22 protein-coding genes are annotated in these 23246 nt (G+C 70.3%); 4 read left to right on the forward strand and 18 right to left on the reverse strand.

What is annotated here, in order from left to right:
- Nucleotides 1-96 precede the first annotated feature (96 nt).
- The 11 genes from lepB (IF54_RS0107445) to proS all read right to left on the reverse strand — a co-directional run bounded on the left by lepB (IF54_RS0107445) (nt 97) and on the right by proS (nt 8898).
- Nucleotides 97-870: a signal peptidase I gene (lepB, locus tag IF54_RS0107445; RefSeq protein WP_030315820.1), complete on the reverse strand. Its 774-nt coding sequence runs from the start codon at nt 868-870 to the stop codon at nt 97-99.
- A gap of 159 nt (nt 871-1029) precedes the next feature.
- Nucleotides 1030-2013, reverse strand: a complete 984-nt coding sequence (gene lepB, locus IF54_RS0107450) for a signal peptidase I (RefSeq protein ID WP_078851901.1) — start codon at nt 2011-2013, stop codon at nt 1030-1032.
- Nucleotides 1901-2995, reverse strand: a complete 1095-nt coding sequence (gene lepB, locus IF54_RS0107455) for a signal peptidase I (protein ID WP_030315823.1) — start codon at nt 2993-2995, stop codon at nt 1901-1903. The genes lepB (IF54_RS0107450) and lepB (IF54_RS0107455) overlap by 113 nt, the downstream gene beginning before the upstream one ends.
- On the reverse strand, nt 2988-3692 hold the full coding sequence (lepB, locus tag IF54_RS0107460; RefSeq protein WP_030315825.1) for a signal peptidase I: 705 nt from the start codon (nt 3690-3692) through the stop codon (nt 2988-2990). Before lepB (IF54_RS0107460) ends, lepB (IF54_RS0107455) begins: the two co-directional genes overlap by 8 nt.
- A gap of 45 nt (nt 3693-3737) precedes the next feature.
- The gene (gene rplS / locus IF54_RS0107465; RefSeq protein ID WP_020138756.1) at nt 3738-4088 is read right to left on the reverse strand and encodes a 50S ribosomal protein L19; all 351 of its coding nucleotides are present in this window, start codon (nt 4086-4088) and stop codon (nt 3738-3740) included.
- 132 nt (nt 4089-4220) lie between these two features.
- Nucleotides 4221-5054, reverse strand: a complete 834-nt coding sequence (gene trmD / locus IF54_RS0107470) for a tRNA (guanosine(37)-N1)-methyltransferase TrmD (protein WP_030315827.1) — start codon at nt 5052-5054, stop codon at nt 4221-4223.
- Nucleotides 5051-5596, reverse strand: coding sequence for a ribosome maturation factor RimM (rimM, locus tag IF54_RS0107475; protein ID WP_030315829.1), 546 nt, complete (start codon nt 5594-5596; stop codon nt 5051-5053). Before rimM ends, trmD begins: the two co-directional genes overlap by 4 nt.
- Before the next feature lie 99 nt (nt 5597-5695).
- Entirely contained in the window at nt 5696-5935 is a 240-nt protein-coding gene (locus IF54_RS0107480) for an RNA-binding protein (protein WP_003973401.1), read from the reverse strand.
- Between the two features lie 2 nt (nt 5936-5937).
- Nucleotides 5938-6366: a 30S ribosomal protein S16 gene (rpsP, locus tag IF54_RS0107485; protein WP_030315831.1), complete on the reverse strand. Its 429-nt coding sequence runs from the start codon at nt 6364-6366 to the stop codon at nt 5938-5940.
- Nucleotides 6367-6618: 252 nt separating this feature from the next.
- Entirely contained in the window at nt 6619-7221 is a 603-nt protein-coding gene (locus IF54_RS0107490) for a hypothetical protein (RefSeq protein ID WP_020138752.1), read from the reverse strand.
- Nucleotides 7222-7482: 261 nt separating this feature from the next.
- A complete protein-coding gene (gene proS, locus IF54_RS0107495; RefSeq protein WP_030315833.1) occupies nt 7483-8898 on the reverse strand; it encodes a proline--tRNA ligase in 1416 nt (471 codons plus the stop codon).
- Nucleotides 8899-9098: 200 nt separating this feature from the next.
- Between proS and IF54_RS0107500 the strand changes: the two genes are divergently transcribed.
- On the forward strand, nt 9099-9956 hold the full coding sequence (locus IF54_RS0107500) for a methyltransferase type 11 (protein ID WP_030315835.1): 858 nt from the start codon (nt 9099-9101) through the stop codon (nt 9954-9956).
- A gap of 71 nt (nt 9957-10027) precedes the next feature.
- Here IF54_RS0107500 and ffh read toward each other — a convergent pair whose 3' ends face one another.
- The 5 genes from ffh to IF54_RS0107525 all read right to left on the reverse strand — a co-directional run bounded on the left by ffh (nt 10028) and on the right by IF54_RS0107525 (nt 17619).
- A complete protein-coding gene (ffh, locus tag IF54_RS0107505) occupies nt 10028-11575 on the reverse strand; it encodes a signal recognition particle protein (protein ID WP_030315838.1) in 1548 nt (515 codons plus the stop codon).
- A gap of 84 nt (nt 11576-11659) precedes the next feature.
- Nucleotides 11660-14113 carry a [protein-PII] uridylyltransferase gene (locus tag IF54_RS0107510; RefSeq protein ID WP_030315841.1) on the reverse strand — a complete coding sequence of 818 codons (2454 nt, stop codon included), beginning with the start codon at nt 14111-14113 and terminating at the stop codon, nt 11660-11662.
- A 26-nt stretch (nt 14114-14139) separates the two neighbouring features.
- The gene (locus IF54_RS0107515; protein WP_003997576.1) at nt 14140-14478 is read right to left on the reverse strand and encodes a P-II family nitrogen regulator; all 339 of its coding nucleotides are present in this window, start codon (nt 14476-14478) and stop codon (nt 14140-14142) included.
- Nucleotides 14475-15800 carry an ammonium transporter gene (locus IF54_RS0107520; RefSeq protein WP_020138747.1) on the reverse strand — a complete coding sequence of 442 codons (1326 nt, stop codon included), beginning with the start codon at nt 15798-15800 and terminating at the stop codon, nt 14475-14477. Before IF54_RS0107520 ends, IF54_RS0107515 begins: the two co-directional genes overlap by 4 nt.
- Before the next feature lie 325 nt (nt 15801-16125).
- On the reverse strand, nt 16126-17619 hold the full coding sequence (locus IF54_RS0107525; protein ID WP_030315846.1) for a hypothetical protein: 1494 nt from the start codon (nt 17617-17619) through the stop codon (nt 16126-16128).
- 434 nt (nt 17620-18053) lie between these two features.
- Between IF54_RS0107525 and IF54_RS0107530 the strand changes: the two genes are divergently transcribed.
- Entirely contained in the window at nt 18054-18710 is a 657-nt protein-coding gene (locus IF54_RS0107530; protein ID WP_020138745.1) for a bifunctional DNA primase/polymerase, read from the forward strand.
- Between the two features lie 100 nt (nt 18711-18810).
- Here IF54_RS0107530 and ftsY read toward each other — a convergent pair whose 3' ends face one another.
- A complete protein-coding gene (gene ftsY, locus IF54_RS0107535; protein WP_030315848.1) occupies nt 18811-20007 on the reverse strand; it encodes a signal recognition particle-docking protein FtsY in 1197 nt (398 codons plus the stop codon).
- A 214-nt stretch (nt 20008-20221) separates the two neighbouring features.
- Here ftsY and IF54_RS0107540 point away from each other — a divergent pair, with 214 nt between their 5' ends.
- Together IF54_RS0107540 and IF54_RS0107545 are read left to right on the forward strand one after the other, a co-directional pair.
- Nucleotides 20222-21193: an LLM class flavin-dependent oxidoreductase gene (locus IF54_RS0107540; RefSeq protein WP_030315850.1), complete on the forward strand. Its 972-nt coding sequence runs from the start codon at nt 20222-20224 to the stop codon at nt 21191-21193.
- A 52-nt stretch (nt 21194-21245) separates the two neighbouring features.
- Entirely contained in the window at nt 21246-21623 is a 378-nt protein-coding gene (locus tag IF54_RS0107545; protein WP_030315852.1) for a hypothetical protein, read from the forward strand.
- 116 nt (nt 21624-21739) lie between these two features.
- Here the strand turns inward: IF54_RS0107545 and IF54_RS0107550 are convergent, their stop codons facing one another.
- On the reverse strand, nt 21740-23158 hold the full coding sequence (locus tag IF54_RS0107550) for a sugar porter family MFS transporter (protein ID WP_030315854.1): 1419 nt from the start codon (nt 23156-23158) through the stop codon (nt 21740-21742).
- Nucleotides 23159-23246: the final 88 nt, after the last annotated feature.

Genomic DNA, 23246 nt, shown 5'->3' on the forward strand with positions numbered 1-23246 from the left:
GACGACCCACCAGACACCCCGGCAGACCCCGCCGGCCCCGACGACCCACCGGACACCCCGGCAGACCCCGCCGGCCCCAAAGACCCGCCCCCCGCCTCAGCGGGCACCGACAGGCTCCGTCCGCACCCGCTGCCGCCTGGCGAGGAGGCCGGCGACCGGACCGTACGCTCCACCGCCCAAAACCAGCACAGCGCCCACGACGATCAGCAGCAGGATCGTGTTCAGCGGGCCCGGCGTGGAGAGGGCACCGATTTTCCCGAAGCCGGTCGGACGCTCCAGCATGCCCTTCCAGGGCCAGACCACGGCGTCCACGCGGGCCTCCACCGCGCTGCGCGCCACCGTTCCCTGCGCCGCGTCGGTGAGGTGCGCGGAGGAGTCCAGCGAGCCCTGCCGCTCGTCACCGAGAAGGAAGAGCCGCCCCTGAGGCACCTTCACCGTCGGGATGGCCTTGTCCTCGACCACACCGCCCTTGAGGTACGGCTCGTCGATCTCCTTGCCGTTGACGGTCAGCTTGCCGTTCGTGCAGCAGGCGACCGTGTCCCCGCCGACCGCGACGACGCGCTTGACCACGAGGGCGCCGGTCACCCACGACTTGTCGTTGAAGACGACGACGTCACCCCGGCGGATCTCGTCCGCGTCGACGCGCTGTCCGAGCACCCGGTCACCGGCGGCGATGGTGGGCGACATGGAGCTGGTCGGCACGGTGAACGGCCGGTAGGCCAGCGCTCCCCAGGCGAACCCGCCCAGGAACAGCACGATGCCCAGCGCGACGGCCAGACCGGACAGTCGCTGTCCGGTCCGGCTGCCCGCCGGGCGTGTGCTGGTGCCGCCGCTGCGCGGGGCCGTACGTATTGCGCTCTCGCCACCCATGGGTCCGCACCCTACCGGGCGGTACCTGACGGGGTCAGCCCTTCCAGGTCGCCCGAGGTCGCAAGCTCCGCAAAGCTTTCACCAGGGAGGTCCCTCACATCAGGCAATGACCGGCGGACCGGACCCTCGCCCCGAGCAAACGCTTTCGGGACGACGCTCTCAGCGAGACCGCTCCACCGAAGCCTTCCGGCGCCGCCACAACACCAGTGGCACCGCGCCCACGAGCGCGGCCCCCTGGGGCGCGAACGTCAGCGCCTTGGACGCCGACGCCTGGTCGTTGATCCCGGCCTGGCTGAAGGTGTCCGGCTCCGGCAGGGTGCCCCAGCGGTTGACCGGCCAGGCCTTGACGATGGCACGGCCCACGACGTCGTCGACCGGGACCATGCCGTGGTGCGAGTCCGACTGGTTGTAACGGGAGTCCCGGGAGTTCTGCCGGTGGTCGCCCATCACCCAGATGTAGCCCTTGGGCACCTTCACGGTGAACTGGCCGCCCTGGTCGTCCTGGCTGCACGGAGTGTTGCCGGCGTAGACGTACGACGACTCCTCCAGCGCCTTGCCGTTGACCTTCAGCGGGCCGGTGCCCGAACAGGAGACCGTGTCGCCGCCGACGCCGATGACGCGCTTGATGAGGTCCTTCTCCTCGGCGGACGGCATGAGGCCGATCCAGGAGAGGAACTTCTGTGCGGCGTTCGGGTTCGCGGTCGGTTCGCCGGCCAGCCAGTTGTCGGGGTCGTGGAAGACGACGACCTCGCCGCGCTCGGGCTTGGAGCCGAACCAGGGGGTGAGCTTGTCGACCAGGACGCGGTCGCCCTGCTGGAGGGTGTTCTGCATCGAGTCGGACGGGATCGAGAAGGCCTGCACCAGGAACGTCTTGATCAGCAGCGCGAGCACGAGCGCGATGACGACCAGGATGGGCAGCTCCTTCCAGAAGGAGCGCGGCTTCTTCGCCTTGGGCGCGGAGTCGCCCGTCCCGCCGCCACCGGTCCTGGGGGGCTCGTCGACCGGCGGGCCGTCCCCGCCCGCGGCCGGGTCATTCCCGAAGGTTACGGCGCCCTCCGCGGCCGGGTCGGCTGCGTCCACGGGGCGTCCGCGGTGCTCCTCGCCGTCGTGCCCGGATCGTGCGCCAACCGCCACATCCCCCACGCCAACTCCTTACTCTGTGCCGCCGCCTGCCCCATGTACGGCGCAGGCCCACCACTCCCATAACGAGCGGGAGTTCCGCAGGGCTCGGGAGTTGGATCGCTTCGTTCGGATCCTCGGGAGCAACCCTAAGCGACGCCCGGGAGGCTGTGGTCGCCCCGGACGCCGAGTCGGCAACGGAAGAGTAAGTTTTCGGTTCGTCCAGCATGGTCCAGTGCCCGAAAGGCCATGCGATGACCCTGGCCCGTCCCACCACGGAGTCCAGGGAGACGGTGCCGCCGTAGTCGGTGTCCTGGTGCGCGCGGGAGTCCGCGGAGTTGGCGCGGTGGTCGCCCATCACCCACAACCGCCCCTGGGGGACGGTGATGTCGAACGGCTGGGTGGACGGGGCGTTGCCGGGATACAGGTAGTCGGTCTCGCTCAGGGGGACGCCGTTGACGGTCACCCGCCCCTGGGTGTCGCAGCACTTGACGCGGTCCCCGCCGACGCCGACGACCCGCTTGATGAGGTCCTTCTCGTTGTCCGACGGCAACAGGCCGATGAAGGTGAGGCCTTCCTTGACCTGCTTGACGACGACGGGGTCGGCTTTCCTCGTGGTGGTCTGCTCGTCCTGGAGCCAGCCGCCGGGGTCCTTGAAGACGACGACGTCCCCGCGCTTCGGCTCGGAGCCGAACCACGGGGTGAACTTGTCGACCAGGACGCGGTCGCCGATCCGGATCGTCTGTTCCATGGATCCGGACGGGATGACGAACGCCTGGACGAGGAACGTCTTCAGGACGAGCGCTATCAGGACGGCGACGCCCACGAGGAGCGGTATCTCCTTGACCGCTCCGCGCCGTCTGCGCCGCTTGACCTTGCGCTGGAGCTTGCGGCGCTCCGCGCGGGAGCGCCCGCCGCCGGGACTGGTGGAACGCCGGACGCCGGTGGGCAGGAGGTTCTCGGCAGGCGTGGTCGACACACCGCGCGGTTTCCCACGGTTACCCATCCGCACCCTCCGCGTCGGCGCGAACAGGCACGCGTGCGTACGCCGCCGCGCGACGCAGCCGGGTGGCGTGGTCGGCCGGCCAGATGATCCAGTCGGCCCGGCCGAGGACGTCACCGACGGGGATCATGCCGCCGCCCGGAGAGCCGAGATGGTCGCGGGAGTCGCTGGAGACGCTGCGATGGTCGCCGAGGACGAACAGCGTGCCTTCGGGCACCTCGACGTCGAAGGGCACCGAGGACGGAACGTCACCCGGGTACAGGAAGCCCGACTCGTCGACCGACCGGCCGTTCACCTCGATCCTCCCCTTCTTGTCGCAGCAGACCACATGGTCTCCCCCCACACCCACCACGCGCTTGATGTAGTCCCCGACCCCGAAATACCCCGATCCGTCGAACACCACCACATCACCGCGCTGCGGCTCGGCACCGAAACGGTACGCCAACCTATTTACGAGAACGCGGTCCCCGACCCTCAATCCGTTTTCCATGGATCCGCTGGGAATCTGGAAAGGTCTGACCACGAACGTACTGATCAGCAAAAGAAAGACCAGGCAGAGCAGCAGGGACAGGGAGATCCGGCCGCCGGGCACCCACTCCGTGATCCTCGACACCAACGCGAAACGCGACCGTCCCTCCGCGGTCCCTGGTGCGGGACGGGAGGAGCGGTCGCGCTCCGTCTGCTGTGCTTCGGTGTCCATCGGGGCCAGATGCTATCCGGCCCCGCTGTGACCTCCGAAAAGCGCTCAGTTGTCGCGCTTCTCCTTGATCTTCGCGGCCTTGCCGCGCAGCTCGCGCAGGTAGTACAGCTTGGCGCGACGCACGTCACCGCGGGTGACGAGCTCGATCTTCTCGACGATCGGGGTGTGCACCGGGAAGGTGCGCTCGACGCCGACGGAGAACGAGACCTTGCGGACCGTGAAGGTCTCGCGGACACCGGCACCCTGGCGACGGATGACAACGCCCTTGAACTGCTGCACACGGGAGCGGTTGCCCTCGATGACGCGCACGTGGACGTTGACGGTGTCACCCGGGCGGAAGGCCGGGATGTCGCTGCGCAGCGACGCGGCGTCGACGGAGTCGAGCAGGTGAGACATTTCGTCTGCTTTCTTCGCCCATGCCACAGGTCATCGGCGGTAGTCGTGTTTCGTGAGGATGCTGTCCGTGTCGGGGCGGGCGTCGTGTCCCCCTGTGGCAGGGGCGCACGCCGGACGACGCACAACAGCGACCTATTGTTCCATGCCTTCTGGCCTGCGCCAAAATCGCCCGTACGGCTCTCCCTCCGGGTCGGGCGCCCAGCCCAGGATGGAGAGCATCTCCCGGTCCTTCTTGTCGAAGGCCTTGGGGTCGCAGCGCTCGATGAGGTCGGGCCGGTGGGCCGTCGTCCGCCTCAGGGCCTCGTCGCGCCGCCAGCGGGCGATCTTTCCGTGGTGTCCGCTGAGCAGCACGTCCGGGATGCCACGGCCGCGCCACTCGGGCGGCTTGGTGTAGACGGGCCCCTCCAGGAGGTTGGCCATCGCGCCGGGCGCGAAGGAGTCGTCCTGGTGCGACTCCGCGTTGCCGAGCACTCCCGGCAGCAGGCGCGCGACGGCCTCGGTGACGACCAGGACGGCCGCTTCGCCGCCGGCAAGGACGTAGTCGCCGATGGACACCTCGTAGACCGGCATCCTGGTCGCGTACTCGTCGATCACCCGGCGGTCGATGCCCTCGTAGCGCGCGGGTGTGAAGATCAGCCAGGGGCGCTCGGAGAGCTCGACGGCGAGTTCCTGGGTGAAGGGGCGGCCGCTCGGGGTGGGGACGATGAGGGCGGGCGCGTGGGAGCCCGTCTCGTATCCGTCCGCCAGCGCGGAGTCCAGCGCGTCCCCCCAGGGCCCGGTCTTCATGACCATGCCCGGGCCGCCGCCGTACGGGGTGTCGTCGACGGTGTTGTGACGGTCGTAGGTCCAGGCACGCAGGTCGTGCACATGCACCTGGAGCTGCCCACGCGCGCGTGCCTTGCCGACGAGGGAGACGTTCAGGGGTTCGAGGTACTCGGGGAAGATCGTGACGACGTCGAGCCTCATGCGTCGTCGTCCCGGCTGGAGGCGATCTCGGCCCGGTCGTCGATCAGCCCGGGCGGCGGGGTGATGACCGCCTTCTGCTCGGCCAGGTCGATCTCGGCGACGATCTCCTCGACGAAGGGGATCATCACCTCGCTGCCGTCGGGCCGCTCGACGATGAAGAGGTCCTGGGAGGGCAGGTGCGAGATCTCGGTGATGCGGCCGACCTCCACGCCGTCCGCGGTGACCACGTCGAGGTCCATGAGCTGGTGGTCGTAGTACTCGTCCTCCTCCTCCGGCAGCTCGTCGGGGTCGACGTCGGCGATCAGGAGGGTGTTGCGGAGGGCCTCGGCGGCGGTGCGGTCCTTCACGCCCTCGAAGCGCAGGAGGAGACGGCCGCTGTGGACGCGGCCGGTCTCGATGGTGAGGGGCCCCGTGGCGGCGGGATCGGTGGCGAGTACGGCACCGGGGGCGAGCCTGAGTTCCGGCTCGTCTGTACGTACCTCGACGGTGACCTCGCCCTTGATGCCGTGGGCGCGGCCGATCCGCGCGACTACCAGCTGCACTGTGCTTGCTCTCCTGTCCTGCGACTACGGACCCTCATACGACTACGGGCCGGGGACGGCCCGATGGCCCTCCCCGGCCCGAGCCGGTGCTGCGTTGCGTCAGCGGACGTGGTCCACGTCGACGAGGTCGACGCGGACACCGCGGCCGCCGATGGCGCCCACGACGGTGCGCAGGGCGCGTGCGGTGCGGCCGTTGCGGCCGATCACCTTGCCGAGGTCGTCGGGGTGGACCCGGACCTCCAGCACACGCCCGCGGCGCAGGTTGCGCGAGGCGACCTGCACATCGTCAGGGTTGTCGACGATGCCCTTCACGAGGTGCTCGAGAGCCTCCTCGAGCATGCTCAGGCCTCGGTCGACTCAGACGAAGACGACTCGGCCGGGGCCTCGTCCTTCTTCTCAGCCTTCTTCTTCTGGGTGATGGCCTCACCCTTGCCCTCGTCGTCCCCACCGAGGGAGTCGAAGACCGGGCGAGCGGCCTTCGGCTCGGCCACGAGCAGCGGAGCCGGAGCCGGCAGGCCCTTGAACTTCTGCCAGTCGCCGGTCAGCTTGAGGATGGCGAGAACCGGCTCGGTCGGCTGCGCGCCGACACCCAGCCAGTACTGCGCACGCTCGGTGTCGACCTCGATGCGCGAGGGGTTCTGCACCGGGTGGTACAGACCGATCTCCTCGATCGCACGGCCGTCACGACGGGTGCGGGAGTCGGCGACGACGATGCGGTAGTGAGGCGAACGGATCTTGCCCAGACGCTTCAGCTTGATCTTGACTGCCACGGGAGTGGGTTCTCCTGGTTTTGACGTGGTTGGGCACGGCGAGATTGCCGCGTGGGGTTGCGGTACCCGAGTGCCCGATGGACGCGTCAGCCGGAGGCGAGAGGGTTCCTGTGCGGCTGTCGAGTACAGCTAGCCATTGTGCCACACCCCGCGGCTCCCTTCGGACCGAGGTCACGCGCGAGCATGCCTGAGGGGCACCCGGCACTCCGGGTGCCCCGAGGCCGACCGCGACTGCCACGAGCAGCCGCGATCTCAACTCGCTGCCGCGCCCACGATCTCGGGGATCCGGAACGGCTTGCCGCACCCCCCGCAGACGATCGGCGCCTGGGCCAGCACGGAGGGGACGACCCGGACGTTGCGGCCGCAGTCGCAGACCGCCTTGACCCGGACCCCGCCCCCGGAGGAACCGTGCCGGGCCGCCGGACCCCGGAAGGAGCGGGCGGTGTCGGCGGAGGTCGCCGCGGTGTGGGCCTTGAGGGCGCGCTGGAGCCGCTCGATGGTCGGGCGGTACCGGCGCTTCGCCTCGGGGGTGAGCGTGACCAGCGAGAAACCGCTGCTGGGATGCGGCTCCTCGGGGTGGTCCAGGCCCATCTCCTCGGCGATCGCGAGGAATCTGCGGTTGTGGTAGCGGCCGGCGCGAGAGGTGTCGCGAATGCCTCGCGCGGCGGCGATGCCGTGGACTGCCTCGTGAAGCAGTCGCTCGAAGGAGAGCTCGTGACCGCAGGCGGACGACGACTCCCCGATCAGTGACTCTGGCGCGGCAAGGTCGGGCAGCTCGGGGTGGTACCGCTGAATGTCGGCCCACGCCTCTGCCAGCTCTGCGGCGAGAACAGGTGGTGTCTGTGTCGTGCTCACGTAATGACAACGAGCCAGAGTGCCGCTGTGTTCCTATTCCGGGGCATCCCAAATAATTTGCACGTACCCGTCAGTTGCCACTGATGCGTGGAGACGAGGGCGGGTGCGCTGATCTGCGGAGAAGCCTCGCAGCTCATACCAAGCCGGTACGTAGCGTGAGGTACGCCCCGGCGCGTAGATCGTGTCCACGCGCCGGTGCTGTGGTGATCCGCGGGCGTGCAAGAGGCGTTTCGGCCGCTCTCGCACCGGAAGGGCGCTGCCTCAGTAAGCGCGTGCGACGACCGCGACGTTACCGGGCGCGTCGTCGGCGCTCGGCACCGACCCGTCCTCCGCGACCAGACACCGTACGGTCACGGCGTGCTCGGCCAGCCTGGCCTCGCCCTCTTCGCCGAGGACGGCCCACGGGATCCGCGCCCAGCCGCCGGCGACCGCGGCCTCGACGGCCTCCTCGAAGGTCGACACGTCGGCCGTACGGGACTCGCGGCGCTCCCGGGACTGGGCCAGCAGCAGAGCCTGGTCCTCCTCGAGGGCGGCCGGGACGAGCCGTACGAGATCGTCGAAGGCGATCGCCTCCTTGCCGCCCGGAATGCGCCGGGCCACCATCGCGGTGCCGTTCTCCAGGTCACGGGGTCCGACCTCGACGCGGACCGGCACTCCCTTGAGCTCCCAGTCGACCGCGCGGCGGCCGAAGGGGGTGTCGGTGCGGTCGTCGACGTGGACGCGCAGGCCCGCCGCCCGCAACCGGTCGCCGAGTTCGCGGACCTTGGCCAGAACCGGTTCGTCCCCCTTGATGGCGAGCACGACGACCTGGGTCTGCGCGAGCCGGGGCGGGACGCGCAGGCCGTTGTCGTCGCCGTGCATCATCACCAGGGCGCCGATCATGCGGGTGGTGGAGCCCCAGGAGGTCTGCCAGACGAGTTCCTGGGTGCCGTCCTTCGACAGGTAGGTGGTGTTGAAGGCCTTGGCGAAGTTCTGGCCCAACTCGTGGCTGGTGGCCATCTGGAGGGCCTTGCCGTCGCCCATCATCCCTTCGAGGGTGAGGGTGTTGATGGCTCCGGCGAACCGCTCCTTGACGGTCTTGCGGCCGGGCACGACGTCCATGGCGAGGACGTTCGTCATGAAGTCCTCGTAGACCTGCCGGTGGATGTGCGAAGCGAACGCGCGCGCGTCCTCCTGGGTGGCGTGCGCGGTGTGGCCCTCCTGCCACAGGAACTCGGTGGTCCGCAGGAACAGCCGGGGCCGCAGCTCCCAACGCACCACGTTCGCCCACTGGTTGATCAGCAGGGGCAGGTCGCGGTAGCTCTGCACCCACTTCGAGAAGTAGTCGTTGATGATCATCTCGGAGGTGGGGCGGACGACGGCGGGCTCTTCCAGTTCCTTGCCGCCGCCGTGCGTGACGACCGCGAGTTCGGGCGCGAAGCCCTCGACGTGGTCGGCCTCGCGGGTGAGGTAGGACTGGGGGATCAGCAGCGGGAAGTACGCGTTCTGGGTACCCGTGGCCTTGATGCGGGCGTCCATCTCGGCCTGCATCCGCTCCCACAGCCCGTACCCGTACGGTCGGATGACCATGGTGCCGCGCACCGGACCGTTGTCGGCCAGTTCGGCCTTGGTGACCAGATCCTGGTACCAGCGCGGGAAGTCGTCCGCCCGGGGCGTGAGAACAGGTGCCTTTGCCATGGCGCGATGTTACGGGCCCACGTTGCCGCCATGTGAATTCTTTTCGCCGGGACCGCCGCCCGGGCAAACGGGGCCCTTCGCCCTCTGGACGCGCGGACGAGTGCGGAGTTACCTGGCATACGGGGGGAGTGCGAACGCACGTCACGGGGGCTACGGAACCGAGCAAAGAGTCAACCGACGGCGGATTGGGGCGCTTATCCATGACACCTACGCTCGTGCGGCAGCACCTGACTTCGGCGGGAGACACCTCCCGCGCGGACCTCGGTGCACGCGCGCGTGACTGGTCCGAGATCCAGGAGCGGATGCTGGTTCCGCTGTACGAGGCCGTCTACGAGCGACTGGAAGTGGGCCCCGCGACGCGGCTGTTGGGCCTCGGCTGCGGCAGCGGACTGGCCCTGCTGATGGCCGCCTCCAGAGGCGCCGCGGTCGCCGGTGTCGAGGCCGACTCCCCCGAGCGCCTGGCCCTCGCGCGGGACCGGTTACAGCCGGAGACGGGGGCTTCGCGCCCGCGAAACCGCCCCCGGCTCGCCGTGGGGACGCCCGAGGACGTCACCGACGCCGGGGCGCCGCCGTACACCGTGGTGACCGCTTTCGAGCCGATCGGCTGTCTCGCGGGCGACTCGGAGGGGCTCGGGGACCTGCTCGCCTCGGCGACCCCGCTCGCCTCGCAGGGGGCGGCCGTGGTGCTCGTCGGCTGGGGCCCGCCGGAGCGGTGTGCCACCTCGTCCGTGCTGCGGGTCGCCACCAAGCTGGCGGATCCGCTGCGGGGCACGGCCCGTTGGCGCCCAGCGCTCCGCGACGACCTGGAGGAGGTCGCCGAGGGGGCCGGGCTCCGGCCCGACGGCTCGGGCCGGGTGGCCTGTCCCTTCGGGTACGCCGACCTCGACAGCGCGCTCAAGGGACTGCTGTCGACCGGGCTGTTCGACGCGGCGATAGCGGCGACCGACCAGGCCCAGGTGGACGAGGAGGTGACGGAGGCGCTCCATCCGCACCAGCGCCCGGACGGCACGGTGTGGATGCCGAACGTGTTCCGCTACCTGATCGCGCGCACGCCGTAACCGTCGCCCTCCCTGCACGGCGCGGGGGCGCCCCTCCGAAGAGGAGCGCCCCCGGCGACAGGGCCGACGACTCAGCCCATGAACTTCTTGAACTCGTCCGGCAGCTCGAAGTCCTGCGGAGCCTGCTGGCCGGGGACACCGAAGGCGCCGCCGCCCTGGGCGGCCTTGCGCGCCGCCTCCTCGGCCTCCTGCTGCTTGCGCTTCATCGGGTTCCCGGAGCGCTGCTTGCCCTTGGCCTTCTTCGGCTGCTTCTTGGCACGGCCGGGACCGCCGCCCATGCCCGGGATCCCCGGCATGCCCGGCATGCCGCCGCCCTGGGCCATGCGGGACATCATCTTGCGGGCCTCGAAGAACCGCTCGACGAGGTTCTTGACCGCGCTGACCTCGACACCGGAGCCCTTGGCGATACGGGCGCGGCGCGAGCCGTTGATGATGGTCGGCTCCTGGCGCTCGGCCGGGGTCATCGACTTGATGATCGCGGCCGTGCGGTCGACGTCCCGCTCGTCCAGGTTGTTGATCTGGTCCTTGATCTGGCCCATGCCCGGGAGCATGCCGAGCAGCTTGGAGATGCTGCCCATCTTCCGGACCTGCTCCATCTGGGCCAGGAAGTCGTCCAGAGTGAAGTCCTGGCCCTTCTTGGACGCCAGCTTGGAGGCCATCTTCTCGGCCTCTTCCTGACTGAACGTCTTCTCCGCCTGCTCGATCAGGGTGAGCAGGTCACCCATGTCGAGGATGCGGGAGGCCATCCGGTCGGGGTGGAAGGCGTCGAAGTCCTCCAGCTTCTCGCCGTTGGAGGCGAACATGATCGGCTTGCCGGTGATCTGCCGGATCGACAGGGCCGCGCCACCGCGGGCGTCGCCGTCGAGCTTGGAGAGCACCACACCGTCGAAGCCGACGCCGTCGCGGAAGGCCTCGGCGGTGTTGACCGCGTCCTGGCCGATCATCGCGTCGACGACGAAGAGGATCTCGTCGGGGCTGACGGCGTCGCGGATGTCCGCGGCCTGCTGCATCAGCTCGGCGTCGATACCGAGCCGGCCGGCGGTGTCCACGATCACGATGTCGTGGACCTTCGCCTTGGCGTGCTCGACGGAGTCCTTGGCGACCTTGACCGGGTCGCCGACGCCGTTGCCCGGCTCGGGGGCGTAGACGGCGACCCCGGCGCGCTCGGCGACGACGCTGAGCTGGTTGACGGCATTGGGGCGCTGGAGGTCGGCGGCGACGAGCAGCGGCGAGTGGCCCTGCTCCTTCAGCCAGTGACCGAGCTTGCCCGCGAGGGTGGTCTTACCGGCACCCTGGAGACCCGCCAGCATGATCACGGTGGGCGGGTTCTTGGCGAACCTCAGGCGCCGGGTCTCGCCGCCGAGGATCGTGACGAGTTCCTCGTTGACGATCTTCAGGACCTGCTGGGCGGGGTTCAGCGCACGGGAGACGTCGGCGCCGAGGGCCCGCTCCTTGACGTTCTTGATGAACGTGCGGACGACGGGCAGGGCCACGTCCGCCTCGAGGAGCGCGATACGGATCTCGCGCGCGGTGGCGTCGATGTCCGCCTCGGAGAGCCGTCCCTTGCCGCGCAGGTTCTTGAAAGTCGCTGAGAGGCGATCGGAAAGAGTATCGAACACGGCGCTCGCGGTCCTCGGGGTCGGTGGCAGCTGGGAATCGCCCTCCAGGGTATCCCGGCGACATGGCTCGCCGGGATCCCCCGGTCAGCCCCGCAGGGTCTCCTCCAGCTTCCGGGCCACGGAAGCCGCCTCCGCGCTCCCCAGCGGCGCCCCCTTGCCGTCGGTCACGTAGAAGGCGTCCACCGCGTTGGCGCCCAGGGTGGACACATGGGCACTGCGCATCCGCACCCCGGCGTCCTCCAGCGCCTGCCCGATGCGGAACAGCAGTCCCGGGGCGTCCTGGGCGCGCACCTCGATGACGGTGGCGTGCCGGGAGGCCGCCGAGGCGACCGCCACGCGCGCGGGGGGCGCGACGACACCCCGGCGCCTCGGGTAGGCGGCGTCCCGCTCCGCCAGCCGCCCGGCGATGTCCAGGGAACCGTCCAGGGCCCGGACCAGATCGGCGCGCAGCCGGGCCGCCTGGGGCAGCGAGCCGTACTGGGCGGCGACCCGCCAGTTCAGCAGCAGCACCGAGCCCTCCACGCCGTCGGGCAGGTCCAGGGCGCGCAGTTCCGCGGTGCGCACGGTGAGCCGGTGCACGGCCAGCACGCCGGCCACCGCGGGCAGCACACCCGGCTGGTCCGGTACGGCGATCACGAGCTCCACGCCGAGCGGCTCGGGGTCCCCGGCCGGCTGGTCCTCCGCGGTCACGGGCGGTTCGGTCTGGGCCCGCAGCGACAGCACCGGTCCGCCGGTCGCGACCGCCTCGATGGCGAGCCGCTCCTGCTCGGCGGTGGGTGCGGCGGCCTCGGGCTCCTCGGGGGCGTCCCCGGCGAGCACCGCGGCCACCCGCTTGACCAGGTCGGTGACGAGCGAGCCCCGCCAGGACGACCAGGCGGCAGGACCGGTGGCCAGGGCGTCGGCCTCGGTCAGCGCGTGCAGCAGTTCCAGCGTGCCCTGGGATCCGACGGCCTCGGCGACCGAGCGCACGGTGGCCGGGTCGTCCAGGTCTCGCCGGGTGGCGGTGTCGACGAGCAGCAGGTGGTGCCGTACCAGAGCGGCGAGGACGGCGACGTCGTCGCGGTCGAAGCCGATCCGGCCCGCCACGTCACGGGCGATGATCTCGCCGGCCACGGAGTGGTCGCCGGGCCAGCCCTTGCCGATGTCGTGCAGCAGCGCGGCGACCAGCAGCAGGTCGGGGCGGTGAACACGGCGGGTGAACTCGGAGGCGCGCACGGCCGTCTCGATGAGGTGCCGGTCGACGGTCCAGATGTGCACGGCGTTGCGCTGGGGGCGGCAGCGCACCCGCTCCCAGTCGGGCAGCAGCTGGGTGATCAGGCCCTCCGCCTCCAGGGCCTCCCAGACGTCGATGGTGGGCTGGCCCGAGCCGAGCAGGGTGACGAGCTGTTCCCGGGCCTCGGCGGGCCAGGGTGTGGGCAGCGGGCGCACTCCGGCCGCCATGCGCCGCACGGCGTGCAGGGAGAGCGGGAGTCCGGCCTGGGCGGCGGCGGCCGCGGCGCGCAGCGGGAGCACGGGGTCGCGGTCGGGGCGGGCGGCCCGGGCGAGGACGACCTCGCCGTCCTGCTCGACCACGCCTTCCGCGAGCGGGGAGCGCTCGGGGACCGGCTTGCCGCCGCCGAGCATGGCGCGCAGGCGCGGCCGCACGGAGCGCGACCTGAGCACGCGCCCCACCTCGCGCCAGGTGACGTCACTGGCGTAGGAGATGACCCGCGCGGCCTCGTAGACCTGGCGCAGCAGGGTGTCGGCGTCCAGCAGGCCGAGTTCGGCGGCGACCTGGTCCTGTTCCTGGAGCGCGAGCCGGTCGGTCGCGCGCCCCGTCGTCAGGTGCAGGGCGTCCCGGACGTCGAGCAGCCGGCGCCGGGCGTCGTCGAGGCCCTCGCGCGGGGCGTCGGCCAGCCAGGAGGCGGCGACGGCACGCAGGGCGGTGGCGTCCCGGAGTCCGCCGCGGGCCTCCTTGAGGTCGGGCTCCAGCAGGTACTGGAGTTCGCCCTGGCGCTCGGCGCGCTCGGCGCACAGCTCCTGGAGTTCGGGGAGGCGCTTGGGCGCCTGGTTGCGCCAGTCCGCGAGGACAGCCGTGCGCAGTCCGGCCGTCAGGCCCAGGTCGCCCGCGAGGTGACGGGCGTCCAGGAGACCGAGCTGGACTTTCAGATCCTCGCCGGCCGTCTTGCGCGCCTCGCCGGGGGTGCGCACCGAGTGGTCGAGAGCGAGGCCCAGGTCCCACACCGGATACCAGATGCGGTCGGCCAGGGCGGCGACCGCGGTCGGGTCGCTGCCGTCGTGCAGCAGGACAAGGTCCAGGTCGCTGCGGGGGGACAGCTCGCCGCGGCCGTAGCCGCCGACGGCGATCAGGGAGACCCCGCGCGGCTGCTCGGAACCCGCGGAGAACAGTCCCGCGAGCCAGTCGTCGGTCAGCTCGGAGAGGGCGGAACGGCGCGGCGGCCCGGACCGCGCCCCCTCCTGGAGGAGGCGCAGCCGGGCCGCCGCGTAGCCGCTGGGTCCCGAGTCCTCTACGTCCTTGTGCACGTTCGTGCTCGTCACCCAGCAGCTCCTGTTCTGTTCTTCGGTCAGAGCGCGTCCGGGCCGCGCTCGCCCGTCCGGACCCGTACGGCCGTCTCGACCGGCAGGGACCAGACCTTGCCGTCACCGATCTTGCCGGTGCGGGCCGCCTTGACGATGACGTCGATCAGCTGCTCGGCGTCGTCGTCCTCGGCGAGGACCTCGATACGGATCTTCGGGACCAGGTCGACGGTGTACTCGGCACCGCGGTAGACCTCGGTGTGGCCCCGCTGACGACCGTAACCGCTCGCCTCGGTGACCGTCAGGCCGTGGACCCCGAAGGCCTGGAGGGCTTCCTTGATCTCGTCGAGCCGGTGCGGCTTGACGACGGCGGTGATGAGCTTCATGCGTCCACCTTCTTGGACTCGGCAGCGGCCGCGACGGCGACCTTGGCGGAACCGCCGCCGGCACCGCTGAAGTCGTATGCGGTCTCGGCGTGCTCGGCCTGGTCGATACCGGAGACCTCTTCGTCCTCACTGACCCGCATACCGATGGTCTTGTCGAGGAGGAAGGCGAGGATCGCGGAGGCGATCAGCGAGTAGGCGAGGACCGCGAAGACACCGGCGCACTGCTTCCAGAACTGGTCCATGCCGCCGCCGTAGAAGAGGCCCTTGACGTCGGACTGGCCCTTGCCGCTGGCGAAGAAGCCGATCAGCAGGGAGCCGAGGACACCGCCGACCATGTGGACACCGACGACGTCCAGGGAGTCGTCGTAGTTGAACCGGTACTTCAGGCCGACGGCCGCGGCACAGCCGACACCGGCGATGGCGCCGATGGCGATCGCGCCGATCGGGGTGATCGCACCACCGGACGGGGTGATGGCGACCAGACCGGCGACCGCGCCGGAGGCGGCACCGAGCGTGGTGAACGCGCCGTGGCGGATCTTCTCGTAGGCCAGCCAGGCGAGCATCGCGGCCGCGGTGGCGATCTGGGTGTTGACGAACATCAGCGAGCCGACGCCGTCGTCGTTGCCCAGCCAGGAGCCGGCGTTGAAGCCGAACCAGCCGAACCAGAGCAGACCGGCACCGAGCATGACCAGCGGGAGGCTGTGCGGACGCATGGGGTCACGCTTGAAGCCGACGCGCTTGCCGATGACCAGGATCACGCCGAGCGCCGCGGCACCCGCGTTGATGTGGACCGCGGTACCACCGGCGAAGTCGATCACTCCGAGCTCGAAGGCCCAGCCGCCGGTGCCCCAGACCCAGTGCGCGACCGGGAAGTACACGACCGTCGCCCACAGCAGGACGAACAGCGACCAGGCGGAGAACTTCACCCGGTCGGCGAGGGCGCCGCTTATCAGGGCGGGCGTGATGATGGCGAACATCATCTGGAAGACGGCGAAGGCGAAGACGGGGATCGTGTACCCCGACCAGATGTCGGCCTTGTCGATGCCGGTCCAGCCGAAGAAGTCGTTCTCCCAGCCGATGAGCGAGCCGTGGTCCGTGCCGAACGCCATGGAGAAGCCGTAGACCACCCACAGGATGGTGACGATACCCATGCTGATGAAGCTCATCATCAGCATGTTGAGGGTGCTCTTGACCCGGACCATGCCTCCGTAGAAGAAGGCCAGGCCCGGGGTCATGATGAGCACCAGGGCGGAACAGATCAACATGAAACCTGTGTTGGCCACGGACAGCTTGTCCGCGGCGAGCGTGATGGCTGGTGCCATCGGCGTCTCCTCGTCGTTGGTACGGCCCCGTGCGGGCAGAGCCTGAGCGGTCTTTGAGGGGGTGGACCGGTTATGCGCCACGAGATTGGCGCAGCGCGGTTTCGGTGGAAGCCCCTCGTTGTTTCGCCGCCATGACGAAGGCGCCTGGTGTGTTACGCGTCGATGAACTGGCAGATTCGGGCCGCGTCGATCGTTATCGTGGCGCAACCTTCGTAGAAGGAAAGAAACCGGCCGCGGTCGGCCTTCCGATGACCTGGCATGGGGGAGCCGAGTCGGGCAGTTCGGGAGGGCCGGCCGCGGCCGGGGTTCCGGGGATCCGCGGGCCTCAGACGGCTTCCGCGGTCTCGGGGAGTTCCACGGCGAGCTTCTCGGTCAGGTCCACGACCTCGGCGAGATCACCGAAATCGCGTACGGCGGTGTCGACCGTCTTTCGAATACGAGTGTTGACGCGCTCGGAGCGGACTTTCTTGGCGATGTGCATGGCCTGTTCCACCAGCCCGGCGCTCTGCTCGGGCTCACGACGCAGCAGGTGCACGGTGGCCATGCCGATGAGATTGAGTGCGTACGACCGCTGGTGCTCGGTGTCGTCGGAGAAGAGCTGCACGGCCCGCTGCATGAGGGGCTCCGCCAGCGAGGCGTAGGTCGGGCTGCGACCGGCGACGTAGGCGAGGTCGCGGTAGGAGTGGGAGTTCTCGCCGTACAGCTCGGCCTCGGAGAAGAAGCGGATCCAGTCGGGATCCGGCTCGTCCCAGTCGTCGGCGTCGGCGAAGGTGTCCTCGGCCATCCGGACCGCCCGCTTGCACTTGCCCGGCTGGCCCATGTTCGCGTAGGCGCGGGCCTCCATCGCATACAGCATGGACTGGGTGCGCGGGCTCGCGCAGTCCCGGCTGCCGTACTGCGCGAGGTGGATCAGCTCCAGGGCGTCCTCGGGCCGCCCCAGGTGGATCATCTGGCGGCTCATGCTGGACAGGACATAGGAGCCGAGCGGCTTGTCGCCGGCCTCCTTGGCCGCGTGCAGGGCGAGGACGAAGTACTTCTGGGCGGTGGGCTGGAGCCCGACGTCGTACGACATCCAGCCCGCGAGTTCGGCCAGTTCGGCGGCGACCTTGAACAGCTTGCGGGTGGTCGTCTCGGGCTGGGGCTCCTGGAGCAGGTCGGTCACCTCGTGCAGCTGGCCGACGACGGCCTTGCGGCGCAGTCCGCCACCGCACTGGGCGTCCCACTGCCGGAACATCACGGTGGTGGACTCGAGGAGGTCGAGCTCGGGCCGGGAGAGCCGGCCGGCTCGGCGGGCGGCGGCCGGGTCGGGCTCGCGGTGCGGGGTGGCGCCGGGGCCGGGGACCAGCCAGCGCTGCATGGGCTCGATGAGGGACGGACCCGCGGACAGGGCCAGCGAGGTTCCGAGGAAGCCGCGCCGCGCCAGCATGAGGTCGCTGCGCGAGAACTCGCTGAGCAGGGCCACGGTCTGCGGGCCCGTCCAGGGCAGGTCGACCCCGGTCGCGGACGGCGACTGGCGGGCGGCGCGCAGTCCGAGGTCCTCGACGGAGACGACGCATCCGAACCGCTCGGAGAACAGCTCGGACAGGATCCTGGGGATGGGTTCGCGGGGGTTCTCGCCGTCCAGCCAGCGGCGCACCCGCGAGGTGTCGGTGGAGATGTGGTTGGCGCCCAACTGGCGTGCTCTGCGGTTGACCTGGCGGGCGAGCTCGCCCTTCGACCAGCCGCTGCGCACGAACCAGGAGGTGAGCAGCTCGTTGGGTCGCTTGTCGGGCTGCACGGTGCTCCCGGTGCCCGTCCCGCTTCCGCTGTTGCCGCCCACTGGAACGCCCCCATCCCTGAGTCCACTTGTCGCCGAGTGCGCCAAGCGTTATCAGAATGCCGGTAAATACGGCCGTTCGTCCGGCAGTTGTCAGCCTTCGAACGGGGAACCTACTTGCCTCCGGCATACCCACATGTGCATGTGCCCCCAGGACTCGTGCACTCAAAGTAATCCTACGATCACGCGTCCAGCCATGGCGATCCCGGAAACGCCACCATTCGCCACCCCTTCGAATGAACTCACGGTCGCCTCCACACGATTCACTTGACATAGACCGAGCGGGGGTGGGCGGAGCGGTGCACGCAGGGGCGCGCAGCACCCGGCACACCACCCGTGGCACTTCCGGGCGCCGCCATCGCCCGGAAGAGGAAACGGAGAGTGACCTGCCGCGTCCGTTCCGTAACCACCGGCGCGGTGAACCCGTTGGAGGGGGCATGGGCTTCACGATCGGCGGTATTCGGGAGATTCGTACCGGTACGCGCAGGCGCGGCCGCTCCTCGGAGTGCACCGCCGTCGCCGAGTTCACCGGACTCTGGGGCTGGGACGTCGTCCCGGGCGCGCGGGCCGCTGCGGGCGCCTGCTCCTGCGGACGTCCGGACTGCCGGCTGCCGGGCGCCCATCCACTGGACTTCGCGCCCCAGGTCCCGGCCGGCGCCACCCTCGACGACGTGTCCAAGGCGTGGTCCGAGTTCCCCGGCGCCTCCGTGATGCTGCCGGTCGGGCGGGCCTTCGACGTCATCGAGGTCGCCGAGCCGGCCGGGCGCCGCGCCCTGGTCCGCCTGGAGCGCATGGGCCTGCCCCTGGGCCCGGTCACGGCCACCCCCGAGGGCCGCGCCCAGTTCTTCGTCGCCCCCGGCGCCGCGGCCGACCTCACCGAACTCCTCTACCGCATGGGCTGGGACGACGCGACCTCCCTGGACCTGCACGGCCTCGGCCCCGGCGCGTACATCACCGCTCCCCCGTCGGACCGCGGCGGGCTGGGCCCGGTGCAATGGCTGCGCCCCCCGTCCCTGGACACGGCGACGAAGCCCCCGGCGGCGAGGCTGCTGCTGGGCACGCTGGCCTACGTGGCGCACCGGTCGCGGGCATAGCCGTACGCCGGTCGCACACACAGCCGTACGGCCGTACACAGCGAAGCGCCCGCTCCCAACTGCACCTTGGGGCGGGCGCTTCTTCGCGTACGGGGACTTCTCAATCGCCGATAAGCGCATCCACGAACGCCTCCGGCTCGAACGGCGCCAGGTCGTCCGCGCCCTCGCCCAGCCCGATCAGCTTGACCGGCACGCCCAGTTCACGCTGGACCGCGACCACGATGCCACCCTTGGCGGTGCCGTCCAGCTTGGTCAGGACGATGCCGGTGATGTCGACGACCTCGGCGAAGACGCGGGCCTGCACGAGGCCGTTCTGCCCGGTGGTGGCGTCGAGGACCAGCAGCACCTCGTCCAGCGGCGCGTGCTTCTCCACGACCCGCTTGACCTTGCCGAGCTCGTCCATGAGCCCGGTCTTGGTGTGGAGACGGCCGGCGGTGTCGATGAGGACCACGTCGACCCCCATCTCCTTGCCCTCCTTCACCGCGTCGAAGGCGACGGAGGCGGGGTCGCCGCCCTCGGGCCCGCGCACGGTGTGGGCGCCCACCCGCTCACCCCAGGTCTGGAGCTGGTCGGCGGCGGCGGCACGGAAGGTGTCCGCGGCGCCGAGGACGACGGTCCGCCCGTCGGCCACGAGCACGCGCGCGAGCTTGCCGGTGGTGGTGGTCTTGCCGGTGCCGTTCACGCCGACGACCATCACGATGCCCGGCTTGCGGTCGTCCGGCTCGGTCCGCACCGTGCGGTCGACCTCGGTGCCGACCAGCTTGAGCAGCTCCTCACGGAGCAGTCCGCGCAGTTCGTCGGGGGTGCGGGTGCCGAGCACCTTCACCCGCTCGCGCAGGCCGTCGACCAGCTCCTGGGTGGGGGCCACGCCGACGTCGGCGGTGAGGAGGATGTCCTCGATCTCCTCCCAGGTGTCGTCGTCGAGGTGCTCACGCGACAGGAGCGTGAGCAGCCCCTTGCCGAGCGCGTTCTGCGAGCGGGAGAGCCGGGCCCGCAGCCGGACCAGACGTCCGGCGGTGGGTTCCGGGATCTCGATCCCGGCCGCCGCCGGGAGCTCTTCGGTGACGGGCGGCGCGGAGCCGTCCGGGAGATCCACCTCCTCAATGGTCCGGCGCGCTTCGTCGCGCGGCGTCTCGGCCTCGTCGCCGACGTGCGGCTCGGCCGGAGGGGCGGTGATGTCGGGCGCGGCGGGGGGCGGCGGGGGCAGCGGCTTCTTGCGCCGGCTGCCGACGACGAGCCCGCCGAGCACACCGAGCACGACCACGGCGATGACTACAGCAAGGATGACGGTTTCCATAACCCGTCCAGTATCCATCCCTGCCTCCCGGGGGAGGGTCAGCGGCCACGCCCGGAACGGCGGAGCGGAGGGCGGCGGAGACCCGCGGACCGGTTCACGGCTCACCCGCGACCGTGGCCATGGCTGCCGGCGCACCCGCGGTCATGACCATGGCTATCTGACGTACCGTCAGCTACCGTCCCCCGCACCAACCGCCCGGTGAAGGAGGCCCCCCATGCCCGTCACGGTCGTCCGGTTCAACCTCGTCGAGCCCGGCGCCACGCCCGCCTCCCTCAGCGCCCGCTACCGGGCCGCCCTGGACATGGCCGCGTACGCCGACGAGCACGGCATCACCACCGTGCAGACCGAGGAGCACCACGGCGTCGACAACAACTGGCTGCCCTCACCGTTCGCCTTCGCCGGCGCGGTGTTCGGGGCGACCCGGCGGATCGCGGTCACGGTCTCCGCGATCATCGGCCCGCTCCACGACCCGCTGCGCCTGGCCGAGGAGATCGCCGTACTGGACCTGCTGAGCGGCGGCCGCCTGGTGACGGTCGCCGGGATCGGGTACCGCCCCGAGGAGTACGCCCTGTTCGACGTGGAGTGGCGGCGCCGGGGCCGGATCCAGGACGAGCTCCTGGAGACCCTGCTCAAGGCCTGGACCGGCGAGGAGTTCGAGTACCGCGGCCGCACGGTACGGGTCACTCCGCGCCCTCTGACCGACCCGCACCCGCTCCTCCTGGTCGGCGGTTCCTCCAAGGCCGCGGCCCGGCGAGCCGCCCGCCTGGGTCTGCCCTTCTTCCCCAGCGCCCACCTGCCGGAGCTGGAGGCGTACTACAAGGAGCGGCTCGTGGAGTACGGCACGGAGGGCTGGACCATGATGCCGACCGCCGAGACGCCGCTGCTGCACATCGCCGAGGACCCGGACGAGGTGTGGGGCCGGCACGGCGAACACTTCCTGCACGAGGCCCGCACGTACGCCTCCTGGCAGTCCGGCGACATCCGCTCGGCGGTGCGGTCGGCGGCCACGTCGGTGGACGAACTGCGGGCGGAGGGCGTGTACCGCATCCTCACTCCGGACCAGTGCGTGGAACTGGGCCTGGACAACCTCGTCCTGCATCCTCTGGCGGGCGGAATGCCGGTGGCGGAGGGCTGGCGAAGCCTACGGCTGTTCGCGGAACGGGTGCTGCCGGCGCTGGGTGGGTGAGCGGGGCGGTATCTGATGGCCGAGAGGGACCCGGCGATGCTCCACTGTGCCCATGAGTTCGTCGGTGGAGGTGTTCGTCCGAGAGTCGGACGGCACAAGGCGCGTCCTCGACGTTCCCGACGACGTGTACCAGTCGGGCGGCTTCGAGTCCTGGCGTACGACGGTGTGGGGCTCGGAGTTCGTGCGCTCCCTCGGCGCGCGCTTCCTGCCCGTGCTGGCCGAGGACGACCTCTACGTCGAGGCCGAGGACGTACCCGAGTTCCAGCGCGAGGTGGCAATGCTGCGCTCCCGCCTCGACCGGGTCGCCCACGGCACCCAGCGGCCGCGGACCGTCGAGGAGCACCGGCATCAGATCGAGACCCGACCACGGATCATTGAGGGCAGCTGCCGCAAGGCCCTGGAGGTCGGCGGCGGCGTCCTCATCCGGTGACCGCACATGACTCCGCCGGCCCCGGTCCAGGCGGTTGCCTGGGCCGGGGCCGGCGGAAGGTTCGGGAAGAGGGGCAGCGGGGTGTTGACCCCTCCCCCCGGGCTCGGGGTGGGCCGTCAGCCCATCTCCTCCAGCTTCTTGCCCTTCGTCTCCTTGACGTACTTGAGGACGAACGGGATGGAGAGCGCGGCGAAGACCGTGTAGATCACGTAGGTCGCGGAGAGGTTCCAGTCGGCCAGCGACGGGAAGCTCGCGGTGATGGCCCAGTTGGCGATCCACTGCGCGGACGCGGCGACGCCCAGCGCGGCGGCGCGGATCCGGTTCGGGAACATCTCGCCGAGGAAGACCCAGACGACGACACCCCAGGACAGGGCGAAGAAGAGGACGAACACATGGGCTGCGATCAGCGCGGTCCAGCCCTGCGCGGCCGGCAGCTTGCCGTCGACGAGGTCGAAGGAGAACGCCCAGGCCTCCAGCGCCAGACCGATCACCATGCCGACGGAGCCGATCAGGGCGAGCGGCCGGCGGCCGACGCGGTCCACGAAGATCATCGCGATCACGGTGCCGACGATGTTGATGATCGACGTCGTGAAGGAGTAGAAGAACGAGTCCGTCGGGTCGACACCGACCGACTGCCACAGGGTCGAGGAGTAGTAGAACGCGACGTTGATGCCGACGAACTGCTGGAAGACCGACAGGCCGATACCGACCCAGACGATCGGCTTGAAGAAGAAGGAGCCGCCGAGCAGGTCCTTGAAGGTGGACTTGTGCTCGCTCTTCATCGCGTGCTCGATCTCGGAGACCCGGGCGTCCAGGTCGACCTTGTCGCCCTCGACCTCGGTGAGGATCTCCCGGGCACGCTCGTGCTTGCCGACGGAGATCAGGAACCGCGGGGACTCCGGGATGGCGAAGGAGAGCAGACCGTAGAGGACGGCCGGGACCACCATGACGCCGAGCATGACCTGCCAGGCCTCGAGACCCATCAGCTTGCCGCGCTGGTCGCCACCGGCGGCGTTCAGCAGCCCCCAGTTGACCAGCTGCGAGATGGCGATGCCGACGACGATCGCGGCCTGCTGAAAGGAACCGAGACGGCCGCGGTAGGCCGGCGGGGCGACCTCGGCGATGTAGGCGGGGCCGATGACGGACGCCATACCGATGGCGAAACCGCCGACGATCCGCCAGAACGCCAGGTCGTACAGCGCGAAGGGCAGCGCCGAGCCGACGGCGCTGACCGTGAACAGCACGGCCGAGATCTGCATGCAGCGGATACGGCCGATGCGGTCCGCGATGCGTCCGGCGGTCGCCGCGCCGATCGCACAGCCGATCAGGGCGATGGCGATGACCTGCGCCAGGGCCGCGGAACCGATGTCGTAGCGGTCCCGGATGGCCTCGACCGCGCCGTTGATCACGGAGCTGTCGTAGCCGAAGAGGAAACCGCCCATCGCGGCGGCCGCCGCGATGAAGATGACGTGCCCGAGATGATCGGGATGAGCCGCTCCGGCTCCTGACTTCTGCGCCTGCGCTGTACTGGTCACGTTCAACTCCTAAGGCCATCGGCAACGCTGCCTGACAGCAAGAACAACGACGACGACCCTATGCCTTCAAGTTCCGAAAGCAACAGCT

Source organism: Streptomyces sp. NRRL B-3229, from assembly GCF_000719505.1.
In the GTDB taxonomy this organism is placed as follows: Bacteria; Actinomycetota; Actinomycetes; order Streptomycetales; family Streptomycetaceae; genus Streptomyces; species Streptomyces griseorubiginosus.

Coding starts and splice junctions, on each gene's coding strand:
- lepB (WP_030315823.1), bottom strand. CDS start 2,995: ATGGGTAACCGTGGGAAACCGCGCGGTGTGTCGACCACGCCTGCCGAG.
- trmD (WP_030315827.1), bottom strand. CDS start 5,054: ATGAGGCTCGACGTCGTCACGATCTTCCCCGAGTACCTCGAACCCCTG.
- IF54_RS0107515 (WP_003997576.1), bottom strand. CDS start 14,478: ATGAAGCTCATCACCGCCGTCGTCAAGCCGCACCGGCTCGACGAGATC.
- IF54_RS0107530 (WP_020138745.1), top strand. CDS start 18,054: ATGGGCTTCACGATCGGCGGTATTCGGGAGATTCGTACCGGTACGCGC.
- rplS (WP_020138756.1), bottom strand. CDS start 4,088: ATGTCTCACCTGCTCGACTCCGTCGACGCCGCGTCGCTGCGCAGCGAC.
- IF54_RS0107480 (WP_003973401.1), bottom strand. CDS start 5,935: ATGCTCGAGGAGGCTCTCGAGCACCTCGTGAAGGGCATCGTCGACAAC.
- ftsY (WP_030315848.1), bottom strand. CDS start 20,007: ATGGAAACCGTCATCCTTGCTGTAGTCATCGCCGTGGTCGTGCTCGGT.
- lepB (WP_030315825.1), bottom strand. CDS start 3,692: ATGGACACCGAAGCACAGCAGACGGAGCGCGACCGCTCCTCCCGTCCC.
- IF54_RS0107540 (WP_030315850.1), top strand. CDS start 20,222: ATGCCCGTCACGGTCGTCCGGTTCAACCTCGTCGAGCCCGGCGCCACG.
- lepB (WP_030315820.1), bottom strand. CDS start 870: ATGGGTGGCGAGAGCGCAATACGTACGGCCCCGCGCAGCGGCGGCACC.
- IF54_RS0107545 (WP_030315852.1), top strand. CDS start 21,246: ATGAGTTCGTCGGTGGAGGTGTTCGTCCGAGAGTCGGACGGCACAAGG.
- proS (WP_030315833.1), bottom strand. CDS start 8,898: ATGGCAAAGGCACCTGTTCTCACGCCCCGGGCGGACGACTTCCCGCGC.
- IF54_RS0107520 (WP_020138747.1), bottom strand. CDS start 15,800: ATGGCACCAGCCATCACGCTCGCCGCGGACAAGCTGTCCGTGGCCAAC.
- IF54_RS0107500 (WP_030315835.1), top strand. CDS start 9,099: ATGACACCTACGCTCGTGCGGCAGCACCTGACTTCGGCGGGAGACACC.